Below are 26,035 nucleotides of genomic sequence, written 5' to 3'. Positions count from 1 at the left end.
GCCGTTCCGGAGTTCTCGCACGACACGCCGCGCGGATCGCGCGATCCGCGGCGTGTCAGCCGGTTTCTCCGGAACGGTGCGATCGATCGCCGCCTGAGCGCCGGTCCCCTGCTCAGCTCACGTGCACCACGGGCCGGCGCCGCGGCTCCGGCTCGACCTCACGGAGCACCTCCCGCGTGACCGGCGCCACCTCGCCCTCGCCGGAGAAGAGGAACCGGGCCATGTTCGAGATCGGGTTCCCCTCCGTCCACTCGAAGTAGACGTCGGGCACGACCCCGGTGAGGTTCCGGATCTGCAGCAGCACGGTCGCGATCGTGTTCGGCACGTTGCCGCTCAGCACCTCGAGCACGCGGAACCCGTGCCGGATCGCGCCGTGCACGACGAGGTCCTCCTCGAAGTCCGACGAGTCCGTCTTCGTCACCTCGAGGAAGATGATCGCCACCCGCTGCGGGATGTGGCCGTCGTGCCGCTCGTCGCGCGCCTTCGCGTGGTACTCCTTCGCGTCCCGGCGGCCGGGCGCGGTGGCGACGAGGTGGATCTCGCCGAAGTCCTCGGCCTCCCGCACGAACTCGAGCGCCGTGGGGTCGAACTCGATGCTCGTCGCACGGATCCCGAAGGAGCGCCGCAGCCGGGAGACGAACGACACGAGCAGGATCCCGAGGATGAAGAGGGCGCCGATCCGCAGGCCGTCCGGCCGCTCGAAGACGTTCGCGACCGTCGTGTAGGCGAACACGAGCGCGACGACCCCGAACCCGACCGTGCGCCAGCGCTGCCGCTTCCGGAGCGCGGAGATCGTGACCGCGACGGATGCGGAGGTGATCAGTACGAGCACCCCGGTCGCGTAGGCGCCGCCCTGCGCGTCGACGTTCGCGTCGAAGGCGACCGTGATGATGAGCGCGATGACCGTGAAGGTGATCGCGAGCGGCCGGACCGCCCGCGCCCAGGTCGGCGCCATCCCGTAGCGGGGCAGGTAGCGGGGCACGAGGTTCAGCAGGCCGGCCATCGCGGAGGCGCCGGCGAACCAGAGGATGGCGATCGTCGACGCGTCGTACGCGGTGCCGAACACGGGGCCGAGGTACTCGTGGGCGAGGTACGCGAGCGCCCGGCCGTTCGCGGATCCGGTCGGCCCGAACTCCTTCGCGGGGATGAGGAGCGTGGTGATGAAGCTCGTCGCGACGAGGAAGACGCTCATCGTCACCGCGGCGGTCGTCAGCAGCCGGCGGGTGCCGCGGATGCGACGCTCGGGGCGGCCGGGCGCATCCGCTGTCTCGCCGTGGATCTGCGGCATCACGGCGACGCCGGTCTCGAAGCCGGAGAGGCCGAGCGCGAGCTTCGGGAAGACGAGCAGCGCGAGCCCGACCGCGACGAGGGGGTTGCCGCCGGTCGCCGCGTGCAGCGCGTTCGTCCAGCTGAGGACGGCCTGCGGCTGGCGCATGAGCTCCACGACGCTGTCGATCACGACGACGGCGTTCAGCGCGAGGTAGACCGCGACGAGCACGACGGCGACCCCGATCGCCTCGCGGAACCCCTTCAGGAACACCGCGCCGAGCAGCAGGATGAGCACGATCGTGATCGGCATCTGGGCGCCGCGCAGCACCTCGGGCACCAGGGGGTTCTGGACCGTGTGGGCCGCCGCATCCGCGGCCGACAGGGTGATCGTGATCATGAAGTCGGTGGCCGCGAAGCCGAGGAGCACGAGGACGAACAGCTTGCCGCCCCACCAGGGCAGCAGCCGCTCGAGCATCGCGATCGAGCCCTCACCGCGGTAGCTCTCGCCCGCCACGCGGCGGTACACCGGCAGGGCGCCGAACAGGGTCAGCGCGACGAGCACGAGGGTCGCGAACGGGGAGATCACGCCGGCGGCGAGGAACGCGATCGCGGGCTGGTAGCCGAGGGTCGAGAAGTAGTCGACGCCGGTGAGGCACATGACCCGCAGCCAGTGGTTCGTCCGGTGCGCGATCCCATGCGGCCCCTGATGCGTGCCCGCCTGCTCGGTGAGCCCCTCGAGCGCCCAGCGGGCGAGGCGACCCTGGTGCCGCGGCTGCTGCACGCAGACGTCCGGCACGGGGGCCCCGTCGGCCGGCGCTCCTGGATCGTCCGGGCGCGCGGTATCGACCGTGTTCACCATTCCAGCAAGTCAACGCGTGTGCGAACGATGCGGCGCGGATCCTCACGACTCCCTAACGGCCGGGCTGAGGATGGGCTTCGGCCCCATCACGGCAGGGCCGCTTAGGGTCGGACGGCCGGAGGGAGGCACGCGTGGAGGACGTCGAGATCGACGGGACCGTCGTCGTCGGGCTCGGCGGCATCGGCTCCGCGGCCGCCCTCGCCCTCGCCGACCGCGGCGAGACCGTCGTCGGACTCGACCCGCGACCGGCCGGCCACACGGAGGGGTCGTCGCACGGCCCCACGCGCCTCGTCCGCCGCGCCTACTTCGAGGATCCGGCCTACGTGCCGATGACGACGCGCGCCTGGGACCTCTGGCGGGAGCTCGAGCGCCGATCGGGCGAGCACCTGCTCACCGCCTCGGGCGTGGTGTCGGTCGCCGCGAGCGGTGACGCCGCGCGACTGGTGCAGGCGACCCTCGAGGCGGCGGCTCGCTACGGGCTGCCCGTCGAGCACCTCGGAGCGGCCGGCCTGCGCGAGCGGTGGCCGGCCCTCACCGTGCCGGACGACTGGGACGGCGTCTTCGAGCCGGACGCGGGGTTCGTCGATCCGGAGGCGACCGTGCGGGTGCTGCAGCGCCTGGCCGTCGCGGCCGGCGCCGAGCTCCGCGCCGAGGCGGTGCTGTCGATCGAGCACGGACCCGCACCCGTGGTCGTCACCGCGTCGGTGCGCTACCGCCCGAGGCGGGTCGTGCTCGCCGCCGGTCCGTGGGCGCCCGCGCTGCTCGCCGGTCGCCTGCCACTCACCGTCATGCGCAAGGTCGTCGCGCACTTCACGCCGCTCGACGCCCGCGACCTCGGCCCGGAGCGGATGCCCGGCTTCGTGATCAGCGAACCGGATGCGTTCCACTACGGCTTCCCCCTGCTGTGCGGCGACGGCGTGAAGATCGCACGGCACGACGGCGGGGAGCCGACCACGCCCGCCACCGTCGATCGCGAGGTGCACGAGGACGAGGTGGCGGCGCTGCGCCGCGTGCTCGAGCGGGTGCTGCCCGCGGCGGCCGGCCCGCTGCTGAAGGCCTACACGTGCTTGTACACGATGAGCCCGGACTGCGACTTCCTGCTCGGCCCGCTGCCCGGATCGCCGGGCTGCATCGTCGCGACCGGCTGCTCCGGCCACGCGTTCAAGTTCGTCCCGCTGCTCGGCGAGGTGCTCGCCGACCTCGCGCTCGGCCGCCGGCCGGCGGTCGACGTCGGCTTCCTGTGCCCGGCGCGCTTCGCCGCCGCGCGGTAGTTCCGTGCCGCGCGAGTGGCGGGCGACTTCGGCCGATCCGGGCGGGCACGCGCGCCCGCATGGGCCCGAACCGCCCGCCGCCCCCATCCGCCCCCCGCTTGCTGAGCAGCAGCGACGCCCACCGCCGGCGGTTCACCCCGGCGTCCTACGCTGCGGCCATGTGGAGCCTCGAGTTCAGCCGGCGGACGACGGCGTCGCCGGAGCGGATCTGGGCCTGGTACCAGGACCACGAGAGCGCACCGGAGTGGGATCCGCTCGTCGGCCGGATCCAGCCGGACGGCCCGATCGCGGTCGGGGTCACCGGCCGCAACACGCCTCGCACGGGCCCGAGCGTGCCCTTCGTCTACACCGAGGTGACCCCGTTGGCCAGCTACACGGAGGTGAGCCGGGTGCCGGGCGGATCGATGGCGTTCACGCATGATCTGCGCCACGACGGTGACGAGACGGTCGTGACGCACGGCGTGCGCTGCGAGGGTCCCATGTCCACGGTGTACCGGTTGGTGCTCCGGCCGTCCTACAAGCGCGGGATGGCGGAGGCGCTCGACGGCCTGATCCGGCTGGCGGAGCAGGGGCCGCCGCCGGTTCGCGAGGTCTGACCGCGGGTCGGTCTCAAACGACGGCGGCGTCAGACGGCGGCGACGCGGCTGGCGGCCGACTCCGCGGCGACCCACGCGAGCATCGCGCACTTCACGCGGGCCGGGTACCGGGAGACCCCGCCGAGCGCGACGGCGTCGCCGAGCAGCTCCTCGTCGGGCTGGATCTTCCCGCGCGACCGCATCGCGGTGCGGAACGCCTCGATCCGCTCCTGCAGCTCCGACAGGGTGAGCCCCACCGCGACGTCGGTGAGGATCGACGCGGAGGCCTGCGAGATCGCGCAGCCGTCCCCGGCCCAGCGGACCGCGCGGATCCGCTCGCCCTCGAGGTGCACCTGCAGCGTGATCTCGTCGCCGCAGGTGGGGTTGATCTCGTGCGCGGAGGCGTCCGCGCCGTCCTGCAGCCCCTTGTTCCGCGGGTAGCGGGAGAGGTCGAGGATCAGCTCCTGGTACAGGGAGCCCATGGCGTCGCTCATGCGCGCCTCCCGAAGAAGCGCACGGCGGCCTCGACGCCCCCGACGAGCACGTCGAGCTCGTCCTGGGTGGTGGTCAGGGAGCCGCTGGCGCGGGTCGAAGCGGTGACGCCGAGCCGGCGGTGCAGCGGCTGGGCGCAGTGATGGCCGACGCGGACGGCGATGCCGCGGTCGTCGAGGAGCTGGCCGATGTCGTGCGCATGCGCGCCGTCGACCACGAAGCTCGCGAGGCCGACGCGCGGCACCGGCGGCTGCGGCCCGAGCACGCGGACGCCGTCGATCCCGGCGAGGCGCGACGCGAGCTGCTCCCCCATCGCGGCCTCGTGCGCGGCGATCCGCGGCATGCCGACCGCGGAGAGGTAGTCGACGGCGGCGGCGAGTCCGATGGCCTGGGCGACCGGCTGCGTACCCGCCTCGAAGCGCTGCGGCGCGGGCAGGTACTCGGCGGCCTCCATCGTCACGGTGGTGATCATCGACCCGCCGGTGAGGAACGGCGGCAGCGCGTTCAGCAGCTCCCCGCGGCCGTAGAGGGCGCCGATGCCGGTGGGGCCGAGCATCTTGTGGCCGGAGAAGGCGGCGAAGTCGACCCCGAGGGCGCGCACGTCCACCGGCAGGTGCGGCACCGACTGGCAGGCGTCGAGCACCGTGAGCGCGCCGGCGGCCCGGGCGAGGGCGACGAGCCGCTCGACCGGGGCGATCGTGCCGAGCACGTTCGACACGTGGCTGAACGCGACGACGCGGGTGCGCGCGCCGATGAGGCGCTCGGCCTCCTCCATCCGGAGCGCGCCGTCGTCGTCGACGGGGATGTAGCGGAGCACGGCGCCGGTGCGGGCCGCGAGCTCCTGCCACGGGATGAGGTTCGCGTGGTGCTCGAGCTCGGTGACGACGATCTCGTCGCCGGCGGCCAGGCGGAAGCGGTCGGCCTCGGCTCCCCCGCGGCCGGCGGATGCGTTGCCGATCGCGTACGCGACGAGGTTGATCGCCGCCGTCGCGTTCGCGGTCCAGACCAGCTCCTCCTCATCCGCCCCGACGAACGCGGCGACCGTGGCGCGCGCGTCCTCGAAGCGGAGGGTGGCCTCGGAGGCGAGCCGGTGCGCGCCGCGGTGCACGGCGGCGTTCCCGTGCTCGAGGAACGACCGCTCGGCGTCGAGCACGGCGGCCGGCTTCTGACTCGTCGCGCCCCAGTCCAGGTAGACGAGGTCGGGGCTGCCGGCGAGCAGCGGGAAGTCGGCCCGCAGCGCGCGGGCGTCGTCGTCCGAGAGGGCCGCGGGCGGGAGCTCGGTCATCGTCACCGCTGCACCCCCGTCGATCGAGCGTTCGGCATCCGATCAGGTTACGTCGGTCTCCGGCACCCGCTGCGCGTGGGTCAGATCCGGTCGAGGGCGTCGGCGAGGTCCTGCTGGAGGTCGGCGACGTCCTCGATCCCGACCGACAGCCGGACGACGTTCTCGGGCACCGCGAGCGGCGTGCCGCGCACCGAGGCGTGCGTCATCAGGCTCGGGTAGCCGATCAGCGACTCGACGCCGCCGAGCGACTCCGCGAGCGCGAAGATCCGCGTGCCCTCCGCGAGCGCCCGCGCGGCGCGCTCCCCGCCGGCGAGGGCGACCGAGAGCATCCCGCCGGCGCCGGACATCTGCCGGGCGGCGATGTCGGCGCCCGGATGCCCGGGCAGGCCCGGGTAGTAGACGCGCTCGACCCGGGGGTCGGCGGCGAGCTGCGTGGCGATGGCGGTGGCGTTCTCGGTGTGCCGGCGCATCCGCACGTCGAGCGTCTTGATGCCGCGGGTGAGCAGCCACGCCTCGAACGGCGCGAGCACGGCGCCCGCGGCGAACTGCAGGAACCGCACCTGCTCGGCGAGCGCGGCGTCGCTGGTCACGACGACGCCGCCCAGCACGTCGGAGTGGCCGCCGAGGTACTTCGTCGCCGAGTGCACGACCACGTCGGCGCCGTGCCGCAGCGGCTGCTGCAGCGCGGGCGAGGCGAAGGTGTTGTCGACCACCACGAGGGCGCCGTGGGCGTGGCCCACCGCGGCGAGCGCCGCGATGTCGACGATCTTCATCAGCGGGTTGGTCGGGGTCTCGATCCAGAGCAGCTTCACCGGCTCGGCGAACGCGGCCTCGACCGCGGCCGGATCCGTGAGGTCGACGGTGTCGAGGCGCACGCCGCTCGGCTCGTGGATGCGCTTCAGCAGCCGGTAGGTGCCGCCGTACGCGTCGTCGCCGAGCACCACCCGGTCGCCGGGCTTCAGCGCTGCGCGCAGCAGCGCGTCCTCGGCGGCGAGGCCGGAGGCGAAGGCGATCGCATCCGCGCCCTGCTCGAGCGCCGCGACCTGCACCTCGAGGGCCGCGCGGGTCGGGTTGCCGCTGCGGGCGTACTCGTAGCCGCCGCGGAGTCCGCCGATGCCGTCCTGCACGTAGGTGGACGTCTGGTGGATGGGCGGCGTGATCGAGCCGGTCGACGGGTCGGGCTCCTGGCCGGCGTGCACCGCCCGGGTGGCGAAGCCGTGCGAGGGCGTATCGGTCATCTGCTGCTCCTTCTCACATCACTCGCTGACGAACGCGAGCAGGTCGGATCGGGTCACGACGCCGACAGGGCGGCCGCCGACCGTGACGAGCAGCGCGTCGCTGTCGCCGAGCGCGGCGCGGGCGGCGGCGATGGGCTCGTGCGCGCCGATCAGCGTCGGTCGCGGCCCGGCGAGCGGCCCGACGGGGTCTCGGAGGTCGCCCGCGCCACTGAAGACGTGGTCGATGAGGCCGCGCTCGTCGACGGTGCCGGCGACCTCGTCCATCGCGACCGGCGGCTCGGCGCTCATCACGAGCAGCTGCGAGACGCCGTAGCGGCGCATCGTGGCGATCGCGTCGCGCACCGAGTCCGTCGGGCGCACCGAGAGCAGGTCGGGCAGCCCCTCGTGCTTCGAGCGGAGCACGTGCTCCACGGTCGTGCCCTCGGAGGGCTCGACGAAGCCGTAGGAGCGCATCCACTCCTCGTTGAAGATCTTCGCGATGTAGCCGCGCCCGCTGTCCGGCAGCAGCACGACGACGACGTCGTCGGGGCCGAGCCGCTCGGCGACGCGGAGCGCGGCGACGACGGCCATGCCGCTCGAGCCGCCGACGAGCAGCCCCTCCTCGCGCGCGAGGCGCAGCGTCATCCGGAACGCCTCCGCATCGGAGACGGGCAGGACCTCGTCGGCGACGGTGCGGTCGTAGGCGGGCGGCCAGAAGTCCTCGCCGACGCCCTCGAGCAGGTACGGCCTGCCGGTGCCGCCGGAGTAGATGGAGCCCTCCGGATCCGCGCCGATGATCCGCACGCGGCCCTCGGACACGTCCTTGAGGTACCGGCCGGTGCCGCTGATCGTGCCGCCGGTGCCGACGCCGGTGACGAAGTGCGTGAGGCGCCCGTCGGTGTCGCGCCAGATCTCGGGCCCGGTGGTGGCGTAGTGGCTGGCCGGCCCGTTGGGGTTCGCGTACTGGTTCGGCTTGAAGGCGCCGGGGATCTCGCGGGCGAGCCGGTCGGAGACGCTGTAGTAGGAGGTGGGGTCGTCGGGCGCGACCGCGGTCGGGGTGACGACCACCTCGGCGCCGTAGGCCGACAGCACGGCGCGCTTGTCCTCGCCGACCTTGTCGGGCACGACGAAGATGCAGCGATAGCCGCGCTGCTGCGCGACGAGGGCGAGGCCGACGCCGGTGTTGCCGCTCGTCGGCTCGACGATCGTGCCGCCGGAGCGGAGGGATCCGTCGCGCTCGGCGGCGTCGATGATCCGGACGGCGATGCGGTCCTTCACGGAGCCGCCCGGGTTCAGGTACTCCACCTTCGCCAGCACGGTGGCGGAGAGGCCGGCCGTGACGGCGTTGAGGCGGACGAGCGGGGTGTCCCCGATCAGCTCGAGGACGTTCGCGGCGTATCGCATGGTCTTCCTTACTCGCGCGGGCGTGCCTGTAGGCACGGTCGTTCGACGGGTGCGGGTCAGGCCCGGCAACACGCGCGGAGGAGCACGCTGCGACTCTAGCGCCGCGGAGGGGTCCGCGCCCCGGGCCCCATGATCGCCACCGCGCGCGACTCGTCCCGCGCGTCGGCAGATGCCCCGGGCGTAGGGGCGACGGGCGCCATCCGGCCTACACGCGGCACGGATGCCTACGCCCGGGACGGCGGCTGACTTCTCCATCGAGCAAGATCGCCCGATCTTTTCGGCTCCCGCTCCGGAAGGTGCGGCTCGAGGCGGCCGATGCTGGCAGGACACCCCGATCCTGGAGGCACCGATGCCCACGACCGCACCATCCGCTCCGTCCGCTTCGGCCGCCCTCGCGCCCGAGCCGCCCTGCCCCGAGTGCGCCGTCGCGCTCACGGCCGTCGGCGGCGGTCGTCACCGCTACTGGACCTGCCGCTGGTGCGGCACCACGATGCCTCGCCACTGAGCGACCGGCAGGGCCCGCGTTCGCGACCCTGCTCGATCGACGGAGAAACCGCATCCGCCGGCCGAGTTCAAGCGGATGCGGGCCGGTCCGGCGCGAGAACTCCGTCGTTTACGCAGTGCTGACGCGTCAGCCGGCGATCGGGTAGCTCACGAAGGCGAAGCGCTCGCCCGTCGGGTCCCAGCCGTTCACGTTGAGCGTGCCCTGGCCGCCGTTGAACGCCGCGATCGTCCGGCCCTCCGACCACCGGTCCCCCTCGACGAGCTCCACCTCGACCGGCCGGTCCGTCGGATGCCCCGTGGTCCCCGGCGGGTAGGCGAGGAAGTAGCCGTGCTCGCCGGTCGGCGACGGGTGCGGGAACCAGTTCACGCGCTCGTCGAAGGTCAGCTGCTCGAGGCCGGTGCCGTCCGGGCGGATGCGGGCCAGCTGCGCGTGCCCGTCGAAGACCTCGGTGTTGAAGAGGAGCCGTTCGCCGTCCGGCGAGAACTCGCTGCCGTCGGTCGGCGCGGCGTCGTCGGTGACCTGGCGAAGGTCCGTTCCGTCCGCGCGGATCGTGAACACGTTCGAGCGGGCCGTGCCGAAGTCGCCGTCCACGCCCGAGGCGGCCTCGAGTCCGATGAACGCGAGCGTGCGCCCGTCCGGCGAGATGCCGTGCAGGAAGTGCATGAGCCCCGGCCGGTCGTCCGGGCCGTCGGTGATCCGCTCCGCCGCCCCGCCGGCGAGCGGGATGCGGTAGAGGTGCCAGTCGTTCGCGGACGCGAAGACGTGCTCGCCGTCGGGGTCGAGCACGTGGTCGTTGTTCAGCGGCGGATGCCCCGAGGTCGGGACCCGCTCGAGCACCGGCTCGTCGATGGGCAGGCGCCAGAGGTCCCCGTCGGCGTTCAGCAGCAGGGCGGCCCCGTCGAGGGTCCAGTTCGGGGCCTCGACGAGCACCTGATCGGATGACCAGAGCTCGCGGACCGTGCCGGACGTGTCGGCGATGTGCACGACCGAGCGCTGCCCCGGCAGCAGCGTCCGCCCGCGCGGCTCGTCCGTGCCCCTGTTCGCGGCATCCTGGTCCACCGGCATGCGGCTCCTCCCGATCGGCGACGGACGTGGCGTCCGGCGCGCTCATCCGCCATGGTGCAGCACGCCTCCGTCCGTCACCTCCAGGGTGGATGCGCCGCGGGCGCGGCGGTCGGCCCGCTGTCGAGGCGGGTCTGTACCGTCTCGGGGTGACTGCGACCGAGGTGACCGCCCGCCGCAGCCGTCGCGCGTGGCGGCTGTCGCTCGCGGGCACCCTCGTCTCCGCGCTCGGCACCGGCCTCACGATGCCGTTCCTGCTCGTCTACCTGCACGGGGCCCGGCACGTGCCGCTCGCGGTCGCCGGCGTCGTCGTCGCGATCTCCGCGGTGGTCGGCATGGCGGCGACGGCGGTCGGCGGCCCCTTCGGCGACCGGTTCGGGCTCGGCCGGATGCTGGTGGCCGGCCTGGCCGCGCAGGCGATCGGCACCGCCATGCTCGCGCTCGGCGGCGACGTGCTCGAGGCGGCGGCCGCGGTGGCGGTGATCGCCGCCGGCAACGGGATCGCCTGGCCCGCGCTGAACGGCTTGATCGCCGGGCAGGTGCCCCTCGCCGAGCAGCCGCGCGCCTTCGCGCTGCGGTTCGGGGTGATGAACGCGGGCATCGGCATCGGCGGCCTCGCATCCGGCTGGATCGTGACGCTGGACGACCCCGCGAGCTTCCAGCTCGTCTACGCGATCGACGCGACGACCACCGCGATCTTCGCGCTGCTCGTCGTGCTCGGGATGCGGGGCACACCCGGCTACCGCCCGGATCCTGACCGCGAGCGCCACCACGCCTCCCGCGAGCCCCACGAGCGCGGCTACCGGGCGGTCCTCACCGACCGCGCGTTCACCGGCTACCTGCTGCTCGTGCTCGGGATCTGCGTGTTCGGGTACGCGCAGCTCGACGGGCCCTGGGCGGCCTTCGCCACCCTCGAGGGGCACGCGACGCCGCGGGTCGTCGGCATCGCGTTCGCCGTCAACACCGCCGTGATCGTGCTCGCGCAGCTGCCCGTGGTGCGCCTCACCCGGCACTGGCGGCGCACCCGGCTGCTCGCGCTCACCGCTGCGCTCTGGTCCGTGTCCTGGGTGGCGACCGGGCTCGCCGTGCTCCCGGCCCTCCAGGGCCTCGCCGCCGACGTCGTGCTCGTCGTCGCGCTCGCGATCTTCGGGCTCGGCGAGACCTTCTTCAGCCCCGTCTCGGGCGCGATGCCGAACGTGCTCGCTCCGCCCCACCTCCGCGGCCGCTACAACGCGCTCGCGTCGAGCACCTTCCCGCTCGGCAACCTCATCGGGCCGCTGATGGCGGGCGTGCTGCTCGGCGGCCCCGCGCCGATCTCCTGGGTCGTCCTCATCGTGATCGGCACGGCGCTCGCGGCCCTCGGCGCGCTGCGGCTCGGCCGCATCCTCCCCGCGCACGCCGAGCGGGCGCCGGTCGAGCAGTCGGCCGGCTGACCGGCCGCTCCAAGACGCCGGTCGTAGCATCGCGGCACGGTCGAGGACGATCGCTTCTCGAGCCCCTGGAGGAGACCATGACGGACACCACGGCCCTCGAATCCCTGAGCATCGGACGCCCGGATCCGCTGCCGATCCCGGACGGCGCGAACGACGAGGTGCGCGCGATCGTCGAGGGCATCTACGGCGACGGCATCATCGCGAGGAAGGGCGCGTTCTCCCGCCAGTGGACCGTCGACATGGCGGAGGACATCTACCGCGCCTTCCACGAGGCCCTCGCGCGCCCGCGCGGCGCGGTCGGCCGTGGTCGCCGGCGCTACTACGTGGAGATCCACCCGGAGCAGCTGCGGGGCTTCGTCGACCTCGTCGACCACCCGTGGGTGCGCCAGGTCTGCGAGGCGATCCTCGGATCCGACTACCAGATCGTCGAGCTCGGCTTCGACATCCCCTTCCCCGGCGCGACCGACCAGCCGTGGCACCGGGACTTCCGGATGCCGGAGGCCACGAAGACCGAGAAGCGGCTCACGTCGCTGGCCTTCAACCTGACGGCGATCGACACCGTCGAGGAGATGGGCCCCTTCGAGATCGCGCCCGGCACGCAGTTCGACCTCTCCCCCGAGTTCGACCACGAGATGTTCCCGCCGAAGTCGATGTGGTCGCGCTACGAGGGCCTCGCGCAGCGGAAGTACCCGAAGATGGGCGACATCTCGGCCCGCAGCGCGCTCACCATCCACCACGGCACGAAGAACGTCTCGGAGTCGCCGCGGCCGGTGCTCGTGCTCGGCGTCGACGCCCCCGGCGCCGGCAACGCCGAGCACCACGACATGGCGGTCACCCGCGCGTACTACGACGCGCTGCCGGAGCGGGTGCAGCAGCACCTCGTCTGCCCGATCGCCGACGAGCTGACGCCCATCACGCAGAAGCACGACATCGAGGGCCTGATGATGGGCGAGGCCTGACCGTCGTCACATGCCGTCATCCGGGCAGCACGGGGGCCGCCGCCGCATAGCGTGACGGCGTGGTCGGGATCGCAGCGCTGGTCGTGGCCGCCCTCGTGCTCGCCGCGACCGCGCTCGGGCTGCTGAAGCGCGCGACGACCGGGCGGGCCCGGCGGGTGCGCGGGCCGGTGGTGCGCGCTCACGAGGTCGGCGCTGCCTCCCTCGGCTCTCGAGCCACCCTGCTGCAGCTCTCCACGCCCATGTGCACGCAGTGCCCGCCGACCGCGCGCCTGCTCGGCGCGACCGCGGCGGAGCGCGCCGGCGTCGTGCACCTCGAGGTGGACGTGAGCGAGCGGATCGCGCTCGCCGACCGCTTCCAGATCCTGCAGACGCCGACCACCCTGCTGCTCGACGCCGAGGGTCGCGTGCGCGGCCGCATCGGCGGCCGTCCGCGCCCCGATTCGCTCGAGCGCGAGCTCGACCTGCTGCTGGAGTCGCCCGCATGACCGCATCCGTCGCCGTCCGCCCCGCCGTCGTCGACCCGCGTGCGCCGCGGTTCGGCGCCGCGATCACCGCGGTCGTGCTGCTCGTCGACGTGTTCCTCGGGGTGGCGGGCGCCACGGTCGCGGCGGCGGTGCTGCTCGCGGCGGTCACGGCCCTCTTCGCGTGGGGCGCCTTCGCCGGCATCCGGCGGCACCCGTACGGTGCCCTGTTCCGCCGGTTCGTGCGCCCGCGCCTCGCGCCGCCCGCCGAGCTCGAGGACGCGGCGCCCCCGACCTTCGCCCAGCTCGTCGGCTTCCTGGTCACCGGCATCGGCCTGGTCCTCACGATCCTCGGCGTCCCGCTCGCCGCCCCGATCGCGGCCGGCATCGCCTTCGTCGCCGCCTTCCTGAACGCCGCGTTCGGCTTCTGCCTCGGCTGCGAGCTCTACCTGCTGCTCGTCCGCGCTCGCCTGATCCGGCCCCGCTGAGGGCTCAGCGCTTCGCTGCCCGGTCCAGGCGGGACGGCCACCAGATCGTGCGGCCGATGTCGTGCGAGAGCGCCGGCACGAGCAGGGTCCGCACGAGGAACGTGTCGAGCAGCACCCCGAACGCCACGACGAAGGCGATCTGCACGAGGAACAGGATGGGGATCACGGCGAGCGCCGCGAACGTGGTCGCCAGCACGATGCCGGCGGACGTGATCACGCCACCGGTGACCATGAGGCCGACGATGACGCCGCGACGGGTGCCCTGGCGGGCGGACTCCTCCCGCACGCGGGTCATGAGGAAGATGTTGTAGTCGACCCCGAGCGCGACGAGGAACACGAACCCGAACAGCGGCACCGACGGGTCCGCGCCCGGGAAGCCGAAGCCGTAGCGGAAGACGACCGCGGCGACGCCGAGGGTCGCCGCGTAGGACAGCACCACCGTGGCGACGAGCAGCAGCGGGGCGACGAGCGCCCGCAGCAGCAGCGCGAGGATCACGAGGATCACCGCAAGCACGATCGGGATGATCGTGCGGAGGTCCTTCTGCGCGGTGAGGTTCGTGTCGAGGTCGAGCGCCGAGGTGCCGCCGACCTCCGCGGCGGGCTCGACCGTCGCGAGCCGGCTCCGGAGATCCTTGACGGCGGCCTGGGCCGCCGCCGAGTCCGCCTGCTCGTCGAGGGTCGCCTGCAGGAGCACCCGGCCGTCGACGACCTTCGCCGCGGCCGGAGCCCCGGTCGGCGGACCCTGCGTGCCGGTGAAGACCGACGCGTCCGTGACGTGCGGAGTCGCCTTCACCGCGTCGAGCACCTGCTGCTGCGACGCCTCCGGCGCCGTCACGGCCAGGGGACTGCCGCTGCCGGCGTCGTAGTGCTTCGCGAGCTCCTTCTGGCCGGCGACTGCCTGGGACGGGGTGAGCAGCACATCCGTCTGCGGCACCCCGCTCGCCTGCAGCTGCGTGAGACCGAGGGCGAGCACGCCGAGCACGACCGTGGTGCCGATCCAGAGCAGCCGCGGCCTCGTCGCGACTCGAGCGCCGACCCCGCTCCAGAAGCGGCCGACACGGGGCGCATCCGGGGCGGCCGCCGGGTCGAAGCGCGGGATCAGCGGCCAGAAGGCGGCCCGGCCGAGCAGGGCGAGCATCGCGGGCAGGGCCGTGACGGCGGCGAGGAACGAGAACAGGATGGCGATCGCGGCGACCGGCCCGAGCCCCTTGTTCGAGTTGAGGTCGGAGAAGGCCAGGCAGAGCACCGCGAGGATCACGGTCGCGGCCGAGGCGCCGATCGGCTCGATCGACCGCTTCCACGCCTTCGTCAGCGCCGTCAGGTGCCGCCGCTCGGTCGACAGCGTCTCCCGGTACCGCGCGACGAGCAGCAGGCTGTAGTCCGTGGCGGCGCCGATCGCGAGGATCGCGAGGATGCCGCGGCTCTGCCCCGTCACGGTCACCCAGCCGGCCTTCGCGACGAGGTAGACGACGAGGATGCTGCCGGTCAGCGCGAAGCTCGAGGTGAGCAGCACCACGATCGGCAGCAGCAGCGACCGGTAGACGATGAGCAGGATCACGAACACCGCGGCGAGCGCGACGAGCAGCAGGACGCCGTCGATGCCGCTGAAGCCGGCGCCGAAGTCGGCGCCGAGCCCCGCGGGGCCGGTCACCCAGGTCTGCAGCCCGGGGACGGCCCGGGTCTTCAGGGTGTCCCTGAGGTCGCCGACGACCACGGTGGCGTCGGCCTTCGCGTCGATCTGGAGCAGCGCCTCGAGCGCCTTCCCGTCCTTGGACGGGATCGGCGGGGACGCGGCGGTGACCCCGTCGATCCCCTTCAGCGCTTCGACGTCCGCGGCCGCAGCGGCGCGGTCGGCCGCGGTGAGGCCGCCGGGTCGGACGAAGAGGACCACGGCCGGGATGGTGTCGGCGCCGAAGAAGCGCGTCTCGGCCGTCTGCACCCGCGTGGACTCCGCGGTGGCCGGGAGGTAGGACGTCTGGTCGTTGTTCGTGACGTCGGAGATCGTGCCGAACGTGGGGCCGCCCACGGACGAGATGCCGAGCCAGGCGGCGAAGACCACCACGGCGGCGACCACGCGGAGCACGGTCCCTCGGCGGGTGGACGCGCCTGCGATCCCTGTGTTCGCCATGGGGTGAGCATGCCGTGCTCCCGCCCCGCACGCAGCATCCTCGAAGGAGGAGGGGGCGCGGCGTGCCGTTTCGGGCCGCCCGGGAGCCGAGCCGCGCGGAGCCGGCTCAGCGGATCGAGCGGAGCAGCGCCGCCACGTCCGTGCGCCGCAGCCGATCGTTCAGGTCGTTCCTGCGCACCCAGGCGTCGAATGCCCGGCCGTCGTTGAGCGGCGCCGGGCCGCGCACGTCCTGCCCCAAGCGATCGACGGCGTCCCGGAGCGCCCGGCCGGCGCGCCGCATCGGGCGCACACCGACCGCGACGATCGCCACGGCGAGCACGAGCAGCGCGGCGACGATCTGCAGCACCGGCCAGTGGACCGGGAGCACCACGAGTACGACCCACGCGGCGACCAGCAGGAGCAGGAAGGCGGCGAGCGCCCGGTAGGCGGGCAGCCGCACGACGGCGAGCTCCTCCGCGGCGGCGCGGCCGATCCGCCGGTCCCACAGCGCGTGCGCCGCGCGGCGGTTCCAGCCGGCGATCGTCCAGGGCGCCGGCCCCCGGTGTGCGGATGTGCTCATGGCTCGGAACGGTAGGGGCGAGCGGCCGCGCGGCGCGCGCCCCAGTTCACGGCGCACCACCACGCCGCTCCGACCCGACGCACGGCGACTGCCCAACGACCTCGAAGTCCCGGGCCCCGATCCGCGCCTACCGTCCCGTCATGGACTTCGAGGGCGACGATCCACCGAACTGCCCGCGGTGCCTCCACATGCTGCGCTGGACCGGGACCGAGCGGTACCCCTTCTGGGAGTGCGGGTACTGCGGCTTCTTCACGCCGACGCTCTGAGCGCGGGCGGTGCGACGCCGCGCGTGGCGCTCCCGCGGCCGTGGTGGAATGCGTCGGTGACCTCGACGACGCCGTCCGCCCCGCTGCAGCAGCATCCGATCGACCTGCTCGCCCTCGAGGACGAGCTGACGGACCGCGAGCGCGAGTGGCGCGACGGCGTGCGCGACCTCGTCACGCGGGCGATCCGGCCGAACGCGGCCCGGTGGTTCGCCGATGCGGTCTTCCCGGACGAGCTCGTGCCGGAGCTCGGGCGCGCGGGCCTGCTCGGCGCGCACCTCAGCGGCTACGGCTGCGCGGGGCGCTCCGCGGTCGAGTACGGGCTCGCTGCGATGGAGCTCGAGGCGGGCGACTCGGGCATCCGCACGCTCGTGTCGGTGCAGGGCTCGCTCGCGATGACGGCGATCCACCGGTACGGGAGCGAGGCGCAGAAGGAGCGTTGGCTGCCCGCGATGGCCACCGGCGAGGTGCTCGGCTGCTTCGGCCTCACGGAGCCCGAGGCCGGGTCCGATCCCGCCGGCATGCGCACCACGGCGACGCCGACGCCCGACGCCGGATGGTCGATCACCGGCTCGAAGCGCTGGATCGGCCTCGCGTCGAAGGCGGAGGTCGCGGTCATCTGGGCGCGCACCGAGGACGGCGTGCGCGGCTTCCTCGTGCCGACGGCGACGCCCGGCTTCACCGCGACGCCGATCGAGCCGAAGCTGTCGATGCGCGCATCCGTGCAGTGCGACATCGTGCTCGACGACGTGCGGCTGCCGCCGGACGCGCTGCTGCCGGAGGCCCGCGGGCTCGGGGCGGCGCTGCGCTGCCTGAACGAGGCGCGCTACGGCATCGTCTGGGGCGCGATGGGCGCCGCCCGCGACGCCCTCGAGGTCGCCCTCGCCTACGCGCAGCAGCGCGAGCAGTTCGGGTCCCCGATCGCGGCGTTCCAGCTGACGCAGCAGAAGCTCGTCGACATGGAGCTCGAGATCGAGAAGGGTGTGCTGCTCGCGCTCCACCTCGGGCGGCGGAAGGATGCCGGCCGCCTCACGCCGGAGCAGGTGTCGTTCGGCAAGCTGAACAACGTGCGGGAGGCCATCGAGGTGTGCCGCCAGGCGCGCACCATCCTCGGCGGCAACGGCGTCACGACCGAGCTGTCACCGCTGCGCCACGCACTGAACCTCGAGAGCGTGCGCACGTACGAGGGCACCGACGAGGTGCATACCCTCGTGCTCGGCGCCGCGATGACGGGCATCCCGGCCTTCCGCATCCGCTGACTCATCACGCCGTTCCGGAGAAATCTGGTGACACGCCGTCGGCGGGCGCTCCGAGGCGGCGTGTCGCGAAGGAACTCCGGAACGGCGCGATCTGGGAGCGGGCTCAGCCGCTGAGTGAGGCCCGGGCCACCACACCGCCCGTGTCCGTGCGGATCTCCACGGTGCGGATGGAGCGCTCGGCGATGCTCGTCGCCGCGGCGAGCCCCTTGGCGCCGTCCCCATGCGCGGCCCACGTCGCCACGGTCGCCGTCCTGCCGCCGGTGGTCGTCACGACGAGCCGGTAGGCCTCCTCCCCGTACGCTCCCCCGCCGGACGGGTAGTGGCAGCTCCAGGTGAGCCTCGTGCCCCAGGGCACCGCCGTGGCGGTGAGCTCGGCCGAGACGGCGGAGCCGCCCACGGGTTCGAGCCGCGTGGCTGCCGCGGCCGGTCCGGACGGGACGCTGCCGAGCGTCGCACCGCCCACCGCGGCCAGCACGATCGCGGCCGCCCCCGCGAGCGCCGCCACCCTGCGGCGGCGGTGCACCCGCTTGGCGAGATGGGCGACGGCGCCCTCCGTGCGCAGCGGTTCGTCCGCGTCCTCCGGCAGGTCCCGGAGCTCCTCGGCCGACTCCCCGTCGAGCCGGCCGAGGATCCCGGGCATCCCGGCCAGCTCGGCCACCCGCGCGGAGCAGGCGGCGCAGGTGCCGAGATGCGCCTCGAACTCGAGCCGCTCGGCCGAGCTCAGCGCGCCCAGCACGTAGGCGGCATCCCACTCCGCGTAGCGGTCGTCGGGGCCGATGCGCCGCGGCTCCCCGCTCATCGGGTCACCCCCCGTTCCTGCAGGGCGAGGCGCAGCGCTCGCATGCCGTAGTGCAGCCGCGACTTCACGGTTCCCTCGGGCACGCCGAGCCGTTCCGCGATCTCGTGCACCGACCGGCCGCCCCAGTACGCCTCGAGCAGCACCGCGCGGTGGTCGGGCGAGAGCGCCGTGAGCGCGTCGCTGAGCAGGATGCGGTCGAGCAGCGCGTCGGCCTGGTCACCCACCGCCTGCTCGGGCACCGACTCGACCGCGATCTCGCGGCGGTGCCGCGCGCTCCGGACCTCGTCGACGATGAGGTTGCGGGCGACGGTGAAGAGCCAGGCGCGCGCCGAGCCGCTGCTCCCGCTCACCGCGAGCGGATGCCGCCACGCGCGGGCGAAGGTCTCCTGCACCACGTCCTCCGCCTGGCCGCGGTCGCGGGTGTGCCGGAGGGCGTAGCGGAGCAGGTCGTCGCCGTGCTCGTGCTGCAGCGCCTGCAGCAGCGCGATCGACGGATCGGCGGCGGACCGGGGCCGTCCGGCGCGCATCAGGCGCGCTCCAGTGCGGGACGCGGCGAGCGCGTCGAGCGTCGGCGGGATGCAGGCATGGTGGGTCCGGTCGTCAGGGTCTCACCCGGACAGACGGATCCGCGCCCCATCCGGTTCAAATCGCGCCGTTCCGGAGAAACCGGACGACCCGCCGCGGCGGGCGCTCCGGTTGCGGCGTGTCGCTCAAGAACTCCGGAACGGCGCGATTCAGGGGGCGGCGGGGAGCTCCCCCGAAGCCGCGAGCAGCGCGGGCAGATCCGCGACCGACGGCAGCAGATGGGTGTGCCGCGCCGCCCCGAGCTCGGCCACGGTGTGCGCGCCGGTGAGCACGCCGACCACGTACCGTGCGCCGGCGTTCGTGCCGGCCTGCACATCGTTCACGGTGTCGCCGGCGACGAGCACCTCGGCGACGTCGGTCGTGCGGGTGGCGGACATCGTGGCGAAGATCAGGAAGGGAGCCGGGCGCGACGCGGGCACGTCGTCGGCGGTCACCAGCGCGTCGATGTCGTCGCCGACCCGCCAGCCGACGGTGTCGAGCAGGCCCTGCGCCACCTCGCGGGCGTAGCCGGTCTGCAGCGCGACCCGCACCCCGGCCTCTCGGAGCCCGTGCACGGCCTCGGCGATGCCGGGCAGCAGCACCGGCGGGTCGTCGCGGTAGGCGCGCTCGAGCGCGAGCGAGAAGCGGCGGAAGATCTCCGGCGCGGCCGCCGGGTCCCGGTCGAGGGCGACGAGCAGGCCTTCGATGGCCTCGAACTTCGACGTGCCGCTCCACGAGGAGAGCAGCTCGTCGGGCACCTCGAGGCCGGTGGCCTGCTCGACCGAGTCGCGCAGGACGGCGTAGACCGCACCGCCCTCGTCGATGGTCGTCCCGGCCATGTCGAGGGAGGCGAGTCGGATCGGCACGCCCCGGATCCTGCCTCCCGGCCGGGCGCCGGCGGGGGCCGCACCCCGGTCGTTCACCGACAGTTCGCCGATGGGGAACATTCGTGACGGGCCGGCGAACAGCCGATGCACAGTCCCGCATCTCCCCGTTCCGAGGGCTTCACGAAGGGCACGCTGACCTCCGTGCGTGAACGGAGAGCCGACCTGGTCGTGGTCGGCGGTGGCATCGTGGGCCTCGCCCATGCCTGGCACGCGCACCGCGCCGGCCTCGAGGTGCTCGTCGTCGAGCGCGACGAGTTCGCCGTGGGGGCCAGCATCCGCAACTTCGGCCACGTCTGCACGACCGCCCAGGCCGGCCTCGTGCTCGAGCTGGCCCGCGCCGCCCGCGAGGACTGGCTGACGATCGCCGCCGACGGCGGCGTCCCGGTGAGGACGGACGGCACCGTCGTCCTGGGCCGCACCGAGGCGGAGCGCGCGGTGCTCGAGCAGTTCGCCGCGGACCGCGGCAGCGACGAGGTGCGGCTGCTCGACCCTGACGCCGCTGCGGCGCGGATCGGCTTCACCCCGCCCGGGCTGCTTGCGGCGGCGCACCTTCCCCTGGACCTGCGGGTGGACGCGCCGACCGCGATCCCCGCGATCGCCGCCCACCTCGAGGCCATCGGCGTCGACTTCCTCCGCCGCACGACCGTGCAGGACGTGGGCGAGGAGATCGTCCGCACCACCCGGGGGCCGATCCGCGCCGAGCGGATCGTCGTCGCCGTCGGCCACGACGTCGACCGGTTCTTCCCCGACCTCGCCGACGAGGCCGGCGTGCGCCGCTGCCGGCTGCGGATGCTGGAGGTCGACCCGCCCCAGGACATGCGGGTGGCCCCCGCGGTGCTCACCGGCCTATCGATGCTCCGCTACGACGGCCTGTCGAGCATGCCGGCGGCGGATGCCGTCCGCGCCGAGGCCCACCCCGCGCTGCTGCACGAGCAGGTGAACCTCATGTTCACGCAGCGTCCCGACGGCCGGCTCGTGCTCGGTGACACGCACCACTACGACCTCACCGAGGATCCCTTCGAGGACGAGGCGTCCGACGAGCTGCTGCTCGGGGAGTTCCGCCGCCTGCTCGGCTCGGCGCTCACCGTGCGCCGCCGGTGGCGCGGCGTGTACGCGTCGAGCACGAAGGCGCCCTTCCTCATCGCCGAACCGATCCCGTCCGTCACCGTCGCCTCGGTCACGACCGGGGTCGGCATGACCACCGCGTTCGGGCTCGCTCGATCGGTGCTCGCCGAACGTCCGCTCGTCGGCTGACCCACGACGTCCCGGCCGCGAGGCAGGCCGGGCCGACCCCCATCCCATCCCGGAGGATCCATGCAGCACATCACCACCCGGCGACGCATCCGCGCCGCCGCCGCCGTCGCCCTCTCGGGCGCGATGATCGCCGCGCTCGCCGCGTGCTCGTCGGGCGGATCCGGCTCCGCATCCGCGGACGTCCTGCCGAAGGCGAAGGCGGAGACCGCCACGTCCGCCGCCGATTTCGGCGGCATGAAGGGCCTCGTCGCGGCCGCGAACGCAGAAGGCCACCTCAACGTCATCACCCTGCCGCCGTCGTGGGCGAACTACGGCAAGATCATCGCCGGCTTCGAGGCCAAGTACCCGAAGATCAAGATCACGTCGCAGAACCCGAACGGCTCGTCCGCGGACGAGGTCTCGGCGGCGAAGGCCGCGGGCACCGGCAGCAACGCCCCCGACGTCTTCGACATCGGCACCGCGGTGCTCAGCCAGAACCTCGACCTCGTCACCCCGTACAAGGTCGCGAACTGGTCGGACATCCCCGCCGACTTCAAGGACGCGTCGGGCAAGTGGTACTACGACTACACGGGCCTCATGTCGATCGGCTACGACTCGTCGAAGGTCCCCGCGCCCACCTCCATGGCCGACCTGCTGAAGCCGGCGTACAAGGGCAAGGTCGCGATCAAGGGTGACCCGACGCAGGCGAACGAGGCGGCGAGCGCCGTCTACCTCGCCGCGCTGGAGAGCGGGGGATCGCCGACGAACATCCAGCCCGGCATCGACTTCTTCGCGAACCTCAAGAAGGCGGGCAACTTCATCTCGGTGCTGCCGACGCAGGCCACGGTGAACTCCGGGCAGACCCCGGTCGTCATCCAGTGGTCCTACAACAACCTCGCCTGGGGTCCAGCGGGTGGCTCGTCCGCGAACCCGAACTGGAAGACCCTCGTGCTCCCGGGCACGGCGGTGGGCAGCTACTACAACCAGGCGATCAACGCGAAGGCCGCGAACCCGGCGGCGGCGCGGCTCTGGGAGGAGTGGCTCTACAGCCCCGAGGTCCAGAACCTGTACCTCGCATCCGGCGCCTACCCGGCCACCCTCGCGGCGATGCAGAAGAGCAGCACCGTCGACCCCGCCGTGCTGAAGTCCGTCGGCGCACCGCCGTCGAGCTTCGTGCAGCTGACGAGCGAGCAGGCGACCGCCGCCGCGGCGCTCCTCAAGTCCGGCTGGTCGAAGGCCGTCGGCTGATCCGATGACCGTCGCCCCCGTGCGGGTCCCGATCCGCGGCGCCGGAGGTCTCCTCCGGCGCCGCGGCGTCGGCTGGCTCGGCTTCGCCCCGTTCGGGGCCTACGTCGTCCTGTTCCTCGGGATCCCCGGCGTGGTCGCCGTCGCGAGCGGCTTCTTCGCCGCTGACGGCAGCCCCACGCTCGCCAACTTCAGCGCCTTCACCGACCCCACGATCCTCAAGGACTTCTGGAACTCGCTCTGGGTGTCCGCGCTCTCCGCGCTGCTGAGCGCGGTGCTCGGCGCCCTGATCGCCTGGGCCCTCACCTCCACCCGGCCGGACGGGTTCGTGCGGGCGTCGGCCGACTCGGCCAGCAGCGTGCTCGCCCAGTTCGGCGGCGTCATGCTCGCGTTCGCGTGGATCGCGACGATCGGCCCCGAGGCCCTGGTCACCCGCTTCCTCCAGGCCCTGCTGCACGTCGACATCAACGCGAACGGGCCGATCCTCTACAGCGTCCCCGGCCTGCTGTTCCCCTACACCTACTTCGGCGTGCCTCTCATGGTGCTCACGTTCCTGCCCGCCCTCGACGGCCTGAAGCCGCAGTGGGGCGAGGCCGTCGCCACGCTCGGCGGGACGCGCCGCCGGTACTGGTGGCGGATCGGCGTCCCGGTGCTCGCCCCCGCGTTCCTCGGCAGCTTCATCCTGCTCTTCGCGAACGCGTTCTCCTCCTACGCCACCGCGGCCGCGCTCATCGACCAGGGCGGCATCGTGCCGCTCGCGATCAAGCAGCAGCTGACGAGCGAGACGATCGTCGGCGTCGCCAACACGGCGGGGGTGCTCGCCCTCGGGATGGTCGTGATCATGGCCGTGCTCATGTCCGGATACGCGCTGCTCGAGCGGCGGACCCGGCGGTGGCAGCGATGAGCGCCGGCCCCGCAGCCGGCGCCCCCGCTCCCGGCTCCCTCTCGATCCCGGCCCGGATGGCCGGGCGCCGGGTCGGCGCCCGGTCCCGCACCCTCACCGGTGCGGTCCCGTCCCGCGCCACCGGACGGGTCGTGCTGATCGTCTCCGGTGTCCTGTTCGCGGTGCCGCTCGCCGCGATGACCTGGTTCACGCTGCAGCAGGTCGGCACGGGGGCGTTCACCCTCGCCCACTACGGCGCGATCTTCGACCCGGCGCAGGCCTCGAACTACGAGGACCTCTTCACCGGCCTGCAGAACTCGCTGATCATCTGCGTCCTCACGGTGCTCATCGTGCTGCTGCTGCTCCTGCCGGCGATGCTGCTCGCGGAGCTCCGCTTCCCCGCTGTTCGCGCGGTGCTCGAGGTCGTCTGCCTGCTGCCGATCACGGTCCCGACGGTCGTGCTGGTGGTCGGGTTCGTCCCCGTCTACCAGGTGCTCGGCGGCACGCTGGGGACGGATCCGTGGACGCTCGCCTTCGCGATCGGTGTGATCTCGCTCCCCTACGCGTACCGGCCGATCAGCACGAACCTGTCCACGCTGAACCTCACCATCCTTGCGGAGGCGGCGCGCTCCCTCGGCGCAGGCTGGTTCAGGACCGTCTGGCGGGTGGTGCTCCCGAACCTGCGCCGGGGGATCCTGTCGTCCTGCCTCCTCACCGTCTCGGTGGTGCTCGGGGAGTTCACCATCGCGAACTTCCTGAACCAGACCACCTTCCAGACCGGCCTGCTGCTGCTGCAGCAGACCGACCCCTACGTCGCGACGATCTTCGCGCTCCTCGCGCTGCTGTTCGTCTTCCTCCTGCTCGTCGTGATCAGCACGGCGGGCTCGATCGGCCGCTCCAGGAGGTCCCGCAGATGACCATCGCCCCGCCCGCCACCGAGTCCCTCGTCCAGCGCGGCACCCCCGTCGAGCTCGTCGAGGTCGTGAAGGACTACGGGACCGGCCAGCGCGCCCTGGACGGGGTGAGCCTCGCGCTCGAACCCGGCGAGTTCGTGGCGCTCCTCGGCCCGTCCGGCTGCGGCAAGACGACGGCGCTGCGCGCCCTCGCCGGCCTCGAGCGCATCGACGGCGGGCACGTGCGGATCGGGAACGAGGACGTCGAGCAGACGCCCGTGCATCGGCGCGACATCGGGATGGTGTTCCAGTCCTACTCGCTGTTCCCGCACATGACCGTCCGGGCGAACGTCGCGTTCGGGCTCGAGATGCGGCGGGTGGAGGCGAAGGCCAGGGCGAGCCGTACCCAGGAGGCGCTCGACCTCGTGGGCCTCGGCGCGATGGCGGACCGGTACGCGCATCAGCTCTCCGGCGGTCAGCAGCAGCGCGTCGCGCTCGCGCGGGCACTCGTCACCCGGCCGCGGGTGCTGCTGCTCGACGAGCCGCTGTCCGCGCTCGATGCGAAGGTGCGCGTGCAGCTCCGCGAGGAGATCCGGCGCATCCAGAAGGAGCTCGGCATCACCACCCTCTTCGTCACGCACGACCAGGAGGAGGCGCTGGCCGTCGCCGACCGGGTCGCGGTGATGAACGCGGGCCGCATCGAGCAGATCGGCACCCCGGAGGAGCTCTACCTCCGGCCCGCCTCGCCGTTCGTGGCGGACTTCGTCGGGCTGAGCAACCGTCTGCCCGGCGAGCTCGCCGGCGGCACGGTCACCGTGCACGGCGTGCGGCTGCCCGCGATCGCCGCGGGCGTGGCGGACGGCCCGGTCACCGCGTTCGTGCGGCCGGAGGACCTCGGCTTCGGCGCGGAGGGGCTGCCGGCCACGGTGGTCGCGACGAGCTTCCTCGGCGCCATGCGGCGGACCACGGTGCGGCTCGCCGCGGACGACGCCCTCGTCGCGGTCCAGCACGAGGTCGGCTCCCGCTTCGGCACCGGCGACGCGGTGCAGGTGGCGTTCCTCGGCCGGCCCGTCGCTGTCGGCGGCCGGTGAGGGGCCCGAGGCCGCTCGTCATCGGCCACCGCGGAGCGCCCGGCTACCTCCCGGAGCACACGGCGTCCTCGTTCGAGCTCGCGATCCGCCAGGGCGCGGACGCGATCGAGGTCGACGTGGTCGCCACGGCCGACGGCGTGCCCCTCATCCGCCACGAGCGGGAGCTCGGCGGCACGACGGACGTGGGCGGGCGGCCCGAGTTCGCGAGCCGTCGGCGCGAGGGCGTCGTGGACGGCAGGCGGCGCACCGGCTGGTTCGCGGAGGACTTCACCTGGGACGAGCTGCAGACGCTGCGCGCCCGGGAGCGGATGCCGCGCCTGCGGATCGCGAGCGCGGTGCACGACGGCGCGGAGCGGCTCCTGCGCCTGTCCGACGCCGCGTCCATCGCCGCCGCGGCGGACGTGCTGCTCGTCGTCGAGATCAAGGAGGCTCGGGTGTCGGCGGAGCTCGGCCTCCCGCTGACCGAGCTCGTCACCGGCGACCTCGCCCGGCTGCCCCAGCGGCCCGACGTCGTCATCGAGAGCTTCGAGCGCACCCCGCTGCTCGCGATGCGGGATGCCGCCGCCGGCTGGCCGATCGTCTACCTGCTCGACGACCACGGCCGGGCCGCGGACACCCCGGAGGGCGGGCCGACCTACGCGGCCGAGCTCGCCGATCCCGCGGCGCTCGAGCAGTTCGACGGGGTGAGCCTGCCGACCTCGCTCGTCACCCCGGGCCGCACCGCGCTGCTGCACGAGGCGGGGCTCGGGGTGTGGACGTGGACGCTTCGTCCCGAGAACCGGTTCCTCGAGCCGACGTACCGGCGCGGCACGGCACCCGGCGCGCGCGGCGACTGGGATGCGAGCTGGTCGCGGCTGATCGCGGCGGATGTCGACGGGGTGTTCGTCGACCATCCGGACCTCGCGGTCGGGCTGCGCGACGCCGCCCTCGAGCGGGCGCGGCGCTAGGACG

25 protein-coding genes are annotated in these 26,035 nt (G+C 73.5%); 14 read left to right on the top strand and 11 right to left on the bottom strand.

Annotated elements, in window-relative coordinates:
• Positions 1–112: 112 nt before the first annotated feature.
• Complete coding sequence (locus tag VIG76_RS08195) at positions 113–2,128, bottom strand: APC family permease (protein ID WP_331952966.1); 2,016 nt, start codon at positions 2,126–2,128, stop codon at positions 113–115.
• A gap of 131 nt (positions 2,129–2,259) precedes the next feature.
• Between VIG76_RS08195 and solA the strand changes: the two genes are divergently transcribed.
• Positions 2,260–3,399: an N-methyl-L-tryptophan oxidase gene (gene solA, locus VIG76_RS08190; RefSeq protein ID WP_331952964.1), complete on the top strand. Its 1,140-nt coding sequence runs from the start codon at positions 2,260–2,262 to the stop codon at positions 3,397–3,399.
• A gap of 158 nt (positions 3,400–3,557) precedes the next feature.
• The gene (locus VIG76_RS08185; RefSeq protein WP_331952962.1) at positions 3,558–3,995 is read left to right on the top strand and encodes an SRPBCC family protein; all 438 of its coding nucleotides are present in this window, start codon (positions 3,558–3,560) and stop codon (positions 3,993–3,995) included.
• Between the two features lie 29 nt (positions 3,996–4,024).
• Here the strand turns inward: VIG76_RS08185 and sufU are convergent, their stop codons facing one another.
• The 5 genes from sufU to VIG76_RS08160 form a co-directional block, all read right to left on the bottom strand.
• The gene (gene sufU, locus VIG76_RS08180) at positions 4,025–4,468 is read right to left on the bottom strand and encodes a Fe-S cluster assembly sulfur transfer protein SufU (protein ID WP_331952960.1); all 444 of its coding nucleotides are present in this window, start codon (positions 4,466–4,468) and stop codon (positions 4,025–4,027) included.
• Positions 4,465–5,751, bottom strand: a complete 1,287-nt coding sequence (locus VIG76_RS08175; protein ID WP_331953013.1) for an aminotransferase class V-fold PLP-dependent enzyme — start codon at positions 5,749–5,751, stop codon at positions 4,465–4,467. The genes sufU and VIG76_RS08175 overlap by 4 nt, the downstream gene beginning before the upstream one ends.
• 80 nt (positions 5,752–5,831) lie before the next feature.
• Positions 5,832–6,989, bottom strand: coding sequence for a cystathionine gamma-synthase (locus VIG76_RS08170; protein ID WP_331952958.1), 1,158 nt, complete (start codon positions 6,987–6,989; stop codon positions 5,832–5,834).
• Positions 6,990–7,007: 18 nt separating this feature from the next.
• On the bottom strand, positions 7,008–8,372 hold the full coding sequence (locus VIG76_RS08165; protein ID WP_331952956.1) for a cystathionine beta-synthase: 1,365 nt from the start codon (positions 8,370–8,372) through the stop codon (positions 7,008–7,010).
• A gap of 631 nt (positions 8,373–9,003) precedes the next feature.
• Positions 9,004–9,942 (bottom strand): TolB family protein, encoded by a 939-nt coding sequence (locus VIG76_RS08160; protein ID WP_331952954.1) that lies wholly within the window; start codon positions 9,940–9,942, stop codon positions 9,004–9,006.
• Positions 9,943–10,088: 146 nt separating this feature from the next.
• On the opposite strand from VIG76_RS08160, the gene VIG76_RS08155 reads away from it, so the two are divergent.
• The 4 genes from VIG76_RS08155 (at position 10,089) to VIG76_RS08140 (ending at position 13,280) form a co-directional block, all read left to right on the top strand.
• A complete protein-coding gene (locus VIG76_RS08155) occupies positions 10,089–11,372 on the top strand; it encodes an MFS transporter (protein WP_331952952.1) in 1,284 nt (427 codons plus the stop codon).
• 77 nt (positions 11,373–11,449) lie between these two features.
• A complete protein-coding gene (locus VIG76_RS08150) occupies positions 11,450–12,331 on the top strand; it encodes a phytanoyl-CoA dioxygenase family protein (protein ID WP_331952950.1) in 882 nt (293 codons plus the stop codon).
• A gap of 59 nt (positions 12,332–12,390) precedes the next feature.
• Positions 12,391–12,816 carry a thioredoxin domain-containing protein gene (locus tag VIG76_RS08145; protein WP_331952948.1) on the top strand — a complete coding sequence of 142 codons (426 nt, stop codon included), beginning with the start codon at positions 12,391–12,393 and terminating at the stop codon, positions 12,814–12,816.
• Complete coding sequence (locus tag VIG76_RS08140) at positions 12,813–13,280, top strand: DUF4395 domain-containing protein (RefSeq protein ID WP_331952946.1); 468 nt, start codon at positions 12,813–12,815, stop codon at positions 13,278–13,280. Before VIG76_RS08145 ends, VIG76_RS08140 begins: the two co-directional genes overlap by 4 nt.
• Before the next feature lie 4 nt (positions 13,281–13,284).
• Here VIG76_RS08140 and VIG76_RS08135 read toward each other — a convergent pair whose 3' ends face one another.
• A complete protein-coding gene (locus tag VIG76_RS08135) occupies positions 13,285–15,408 on the bottom strand; it encodes an MMPL family transporter (RefSeq protein WP_331952944.1) in 2,124 nt (707 codons plus the stop codon).
• A 106-nt stretch (positions 15,409–15,514) separates the two neighbouring features.
• Positions 15,515–15,967 carry a hypothetical protein gene (locus VIG76_RS08130; RefSeq protein WP_331952942.1) on the bottom strand — a complete coding sequence of 151 codons (453 nt, stop codon included), beginning with the start codon at positions 15,965–15,967 and terminating at the stop codon, positions 15,515–15,517.
• Between the two features lie 140 nt (positions 15,968–16,107).
• On the opposite strand from VIG76_RS08130, the gene VIG76_RS08125 reads away from it, so the two are divergent.
• Positions 16,108–16,233: a hypothetical protein gene (locus VIG76_RS08125; protein WP_331952940.1), complete on the top strand. Its 126-nt coding sequence runs from the start codon at positions 16,108–16,110 to the stop codon at positions 16,231–16,233.
• A gap of 56 nt (positions 16,234–16,289) precedes the next feature.
• Entirely contained in the window at positions 16,290–17,489 is a 1,200-nt protein-coding gene (locus VIG76_RS08120; protein WP_331952938.1) for an acyl-CoA dehydrogenase family protein, read from the top strand.
• A gap of 103 nt (positions 17,490–17,592) precedes the next feature.
• On the opposite strand, the gene VIG76_RS08115 is transcribed toward VIG76_RS08120, so the two are convergent.
• The 3 genes from VIG76_RS08115 to VIG76_RS08105 form a co-directional block, all read right to left on the bottom strand.
• Positions 17,593–18,288, bottom strand: coding sequence for an anti-sigma factor family protein (locus tag VIG76_RS08115; protein ID WP_331952936.1), 696 nt, complete (start codon positions 18,286–18,288; stop codon positions 17,593–17,595).
• The gene (locus tag VIG76_RS08110; protein ID WP_331952934.1) at positions 18,285–18,815 is read right to left on the bottom strand and encodes a sigma-70 family RNA polymerase sigma factor; all 531 of its coding nucleotides are present in this window, start codon (positions 18,813–18,815) and stop codon (positions 18,285–18,287) included. The genes VIG76_RS08115 and VIG76_RS08110 overlap by 4 nt, the downstream gene beginning before the upstream one ends.
• Before the next feature lie 207 nt (positions 18,816–19,022).
• A complete protein-coding gene (locus tag VIG76_RS08105; protein ID WP_331952932.1) occupies positions 19,023–19,718 on the bottom strand; it encodes a phosphonatase-like hydrolase in 696 nt (231 codons plus the stop codon).
• Positions 19,719–19,880: 162 nt separating this feature from the next.
• On the opposite strand from VIG76_RS08105, the gene VIG76_RS08100 reads away from it, so the two are divergent.
• Genes VIG76_RS08100 through VIG76_RS08075 form a run of 6 tightly spaced genes read left to right on the top strand, consistent with a single transcriptional unit; the run spans position 19,881 to position 26,031 of the window.
• The gene (locus VIG76_RS08100) at positions 19,881–20,993 is read left to right on the top strand and encodes a TIGR03364 family FAD-dependent oxidoreductase (RefSeq protein WP_331952930.1); all 1,113 of its coding nucleotides are present in this window, start codon (positions 19,881–19,883) and stop codon (positions 20,991–20,993) included.
• A 60-nt stretch (positions 20,994–21,053) separates the two neighbouring features.
• On the top strand, positions 21,054–22,220 hold the full coding sequence (locus VIG76_RS08095; protein WP_331952928.1) for an ABC transporter substrate-binding protein: 1,167 nt from the start codon (positions 21,054–21,056) through the stop codon (positions 22,218–22,220).
• Between the two features lie 4 nt (positions 22,221–22,224).
• Positions 22,225–23,121: an ABC transporter permease gene (locus tag VIG76_RS08090; RefSeq protein ID WP_331952926.1), complete on the top strand. Its 897-nt coding sequence runs from the start codon at positions 22,225–22,227 to the stop codon at positions 23,119–23,121.
• Positions 23,118–24,017: an ABC transporter permease gene (locus tag VIG76_RS08085; RefSeq protein ID WP_331952924.1), complete on the top strand. Its 900-nt coding sequence runs from the start codon at positions 23,118–23,120 to the stop codon at positions 24,015–24,017. The genes VIG76_RS08090 and VIG76_RS08085 overlap by 4 nt, the downstream gene beginning before the upstream one ends.
• Positions 24,014–25,084: an ABC transporter ATP-binding protein gene (locus VIG76_RS08080; RefSeq protein WP_331952922.1), complete on the top strand. Its 1,071-nt coding sequence runs from the start codon at positions 24,014–24,016 to the stop codon at positions 25,082–25,084. The genes VIG76_RS08085 and VIG76_RS08080 overlap by 4 nt, the downstream gene beginning before the upstream one ends.
• Positions 25,081–26,031 (top strand): glycerophosphodiester phosphodiesterase family protein, encoded by a 951-nt coding sequence (locus VIG76_RS08075; protein WP_331952920.1) that lies wholly within the window; start codon positions 25,081–25,083, stop codon positions 26,029–26,031. Before VIG76_RS08080 ends, VIG76_RS08075 begins: the two co-directional genes overlap by 4 nt.
• The last annotated feature ends 4 nt before the right edge of the window (positions 26,032–26,035 follow it).

Source organism: Amnibacterium sp. (genome assembly GCF_036559085.1).
In the GTDB taxonomy this organism is placed as follows: Bacteria; Actinomycetota; Actinomycetes; order Actinomycetales; family Microbacteriaceae; genus Amnibacterium.
This window is presented reverse-complemented; position numbering and strand designations above follow the sequence as displayed.

What these genes read in the sequence shown, in the direction of transcription:
- VIG76_RS08195 (WP_331952966.1), bottom strand. Translation starts at nt 2,128, where the DNA reads ATGGTGAACACGGTCGATACCGCGCGCCCGGACGATCCAGGAGCGCCG.
- VIG76_RS08185 (WP_331952962.1), top strand. Translation starts at nt 3,558, where the DNA reads ATGTGGAGCCTCGAGTTCAGCCGGCGGACGACGGCGTCGCCGGAGCGG.
- sufU (WP_331952960.1), bottom strand. Translation starts at nt 4,468, where the DNA reads ATGAGCGACGCCATGGGCTCCCTGTACCAGGAGCTGATCCTCGACCTC.
- VIG76_RS08175 (WP_331953013.1), bottom strand. Translation starts at nt 5,751, where the DNA reads ATGACCGAGCTCCCGCCCGCGGCCCTCTCGGACGACGACGCCCGCGCG.
- VIG76_RS08170 (WP_331952958.1), bottom strand. Translation starts at nt 6,989, where the DNA reads ATGACCGATACGCCCTCGCACGGCTTCGCCACCCGGGCGGTGCACGCC.
- VIG76_RS08165 (WP_331952956.1), bottom strand. Translation starts at nt 8,372, where the DNA reads ATGCGATACGCCGCGAACGTCCTCGAGCTGATCGGGGACACCCCGCTC.
- VIG76_RS08160 (WP_331952954.1), bottom strand. Translation starts at nt 9,942, where the DNA reads ATGCCGGTGGACCAGGATGCCGCGAACAGGGGCACGGACGAGCCGCGC.
- VIG76_RS08150 (WP_331952950.1), top strand. Translation starts at nt 11,450, where the DNA reads ATGACGGACACCACGGCCCTCGAATCCCTGAGCATCGGACGCCCGGAT.
- VIG76_RS08140 (WP_331952946.1), top strand. Translation starts at nt 12,813, where the DNA reads ATGACCGCATCCGTCGCCGTCCGCCCCGCCGTCGTCGACCCGCGTGCG.
- VIG76_RS08135 (WP_331952944.1), bottom strand. Translation starts at nt 15,408, where the DNA reads ATGGCGAACACAGGGATCGCAGGCGCGTCCACCCGCCGAGGGACCGTG.
- VIG76_RS08130 (WP_331952942.1), bottom strand. Translation starts at nt 15,967, where the DNA reads ATGAGCACATCCGCACACCGGGGGCCGGCGCCCTGGACGATCGCCGGC.
- VIG76_RS08125 (WP_331952940.1), top strand. Translation starts at nt 16,108, where the DNA reads ATGGACTTCGAGGGCGACGATCCACCGAACTGCCCGCGGTGCCTCCAC.
- VIG76_RS08115 (WP_331952936.1), bottom strand. Translation starts at nt 18,288, where the DNA reads ATGAGCGGGGAGCCGCGGCGCATCGGCCCCGACGACCGCTACGCGGAG.
- VIG76_RS08110 (WP_331952934.1), bottom strand. Translation starts at nt 18,815, where the DNA reads ATGCGCGCCGGACGGCCCCGGTCCGCCGCCGATCCGTCGATCGCGCTG.
- VIG76_RS08095 (WP_331952928.1), top strand. Translation starts at nt 21,054, where the DNA reads ATGCAGCACATCACCACCCGGCGACGCATCCGCGCCGCCGCCGCCGTC.
- VIG76_RS08090 (WP_331952926.1), top strand. Translation starts at nt 22,225, where the DNA reads ATGACCGTCGCCCCCGTGCGGGTCCCGATCCGCGGCGCCGGAGGTCTC.
- VIG76_RS08085 (WP_331952924.1), top strand. Translation starts at nt 23,118, where the DNA reads ATGAGCGCCGGCCCCGCAGCCGGCGCCCCCGCTCCCGGCTCCCTCTCG.
- VIG76_RS08080 (WP_331952922.1), top strand. Translation starts at nt 24,014, where the DNA reads ATGACCATCGCCCCGCCCGCCACCGAGTCCCTCGTCCAGCGCGGCACC.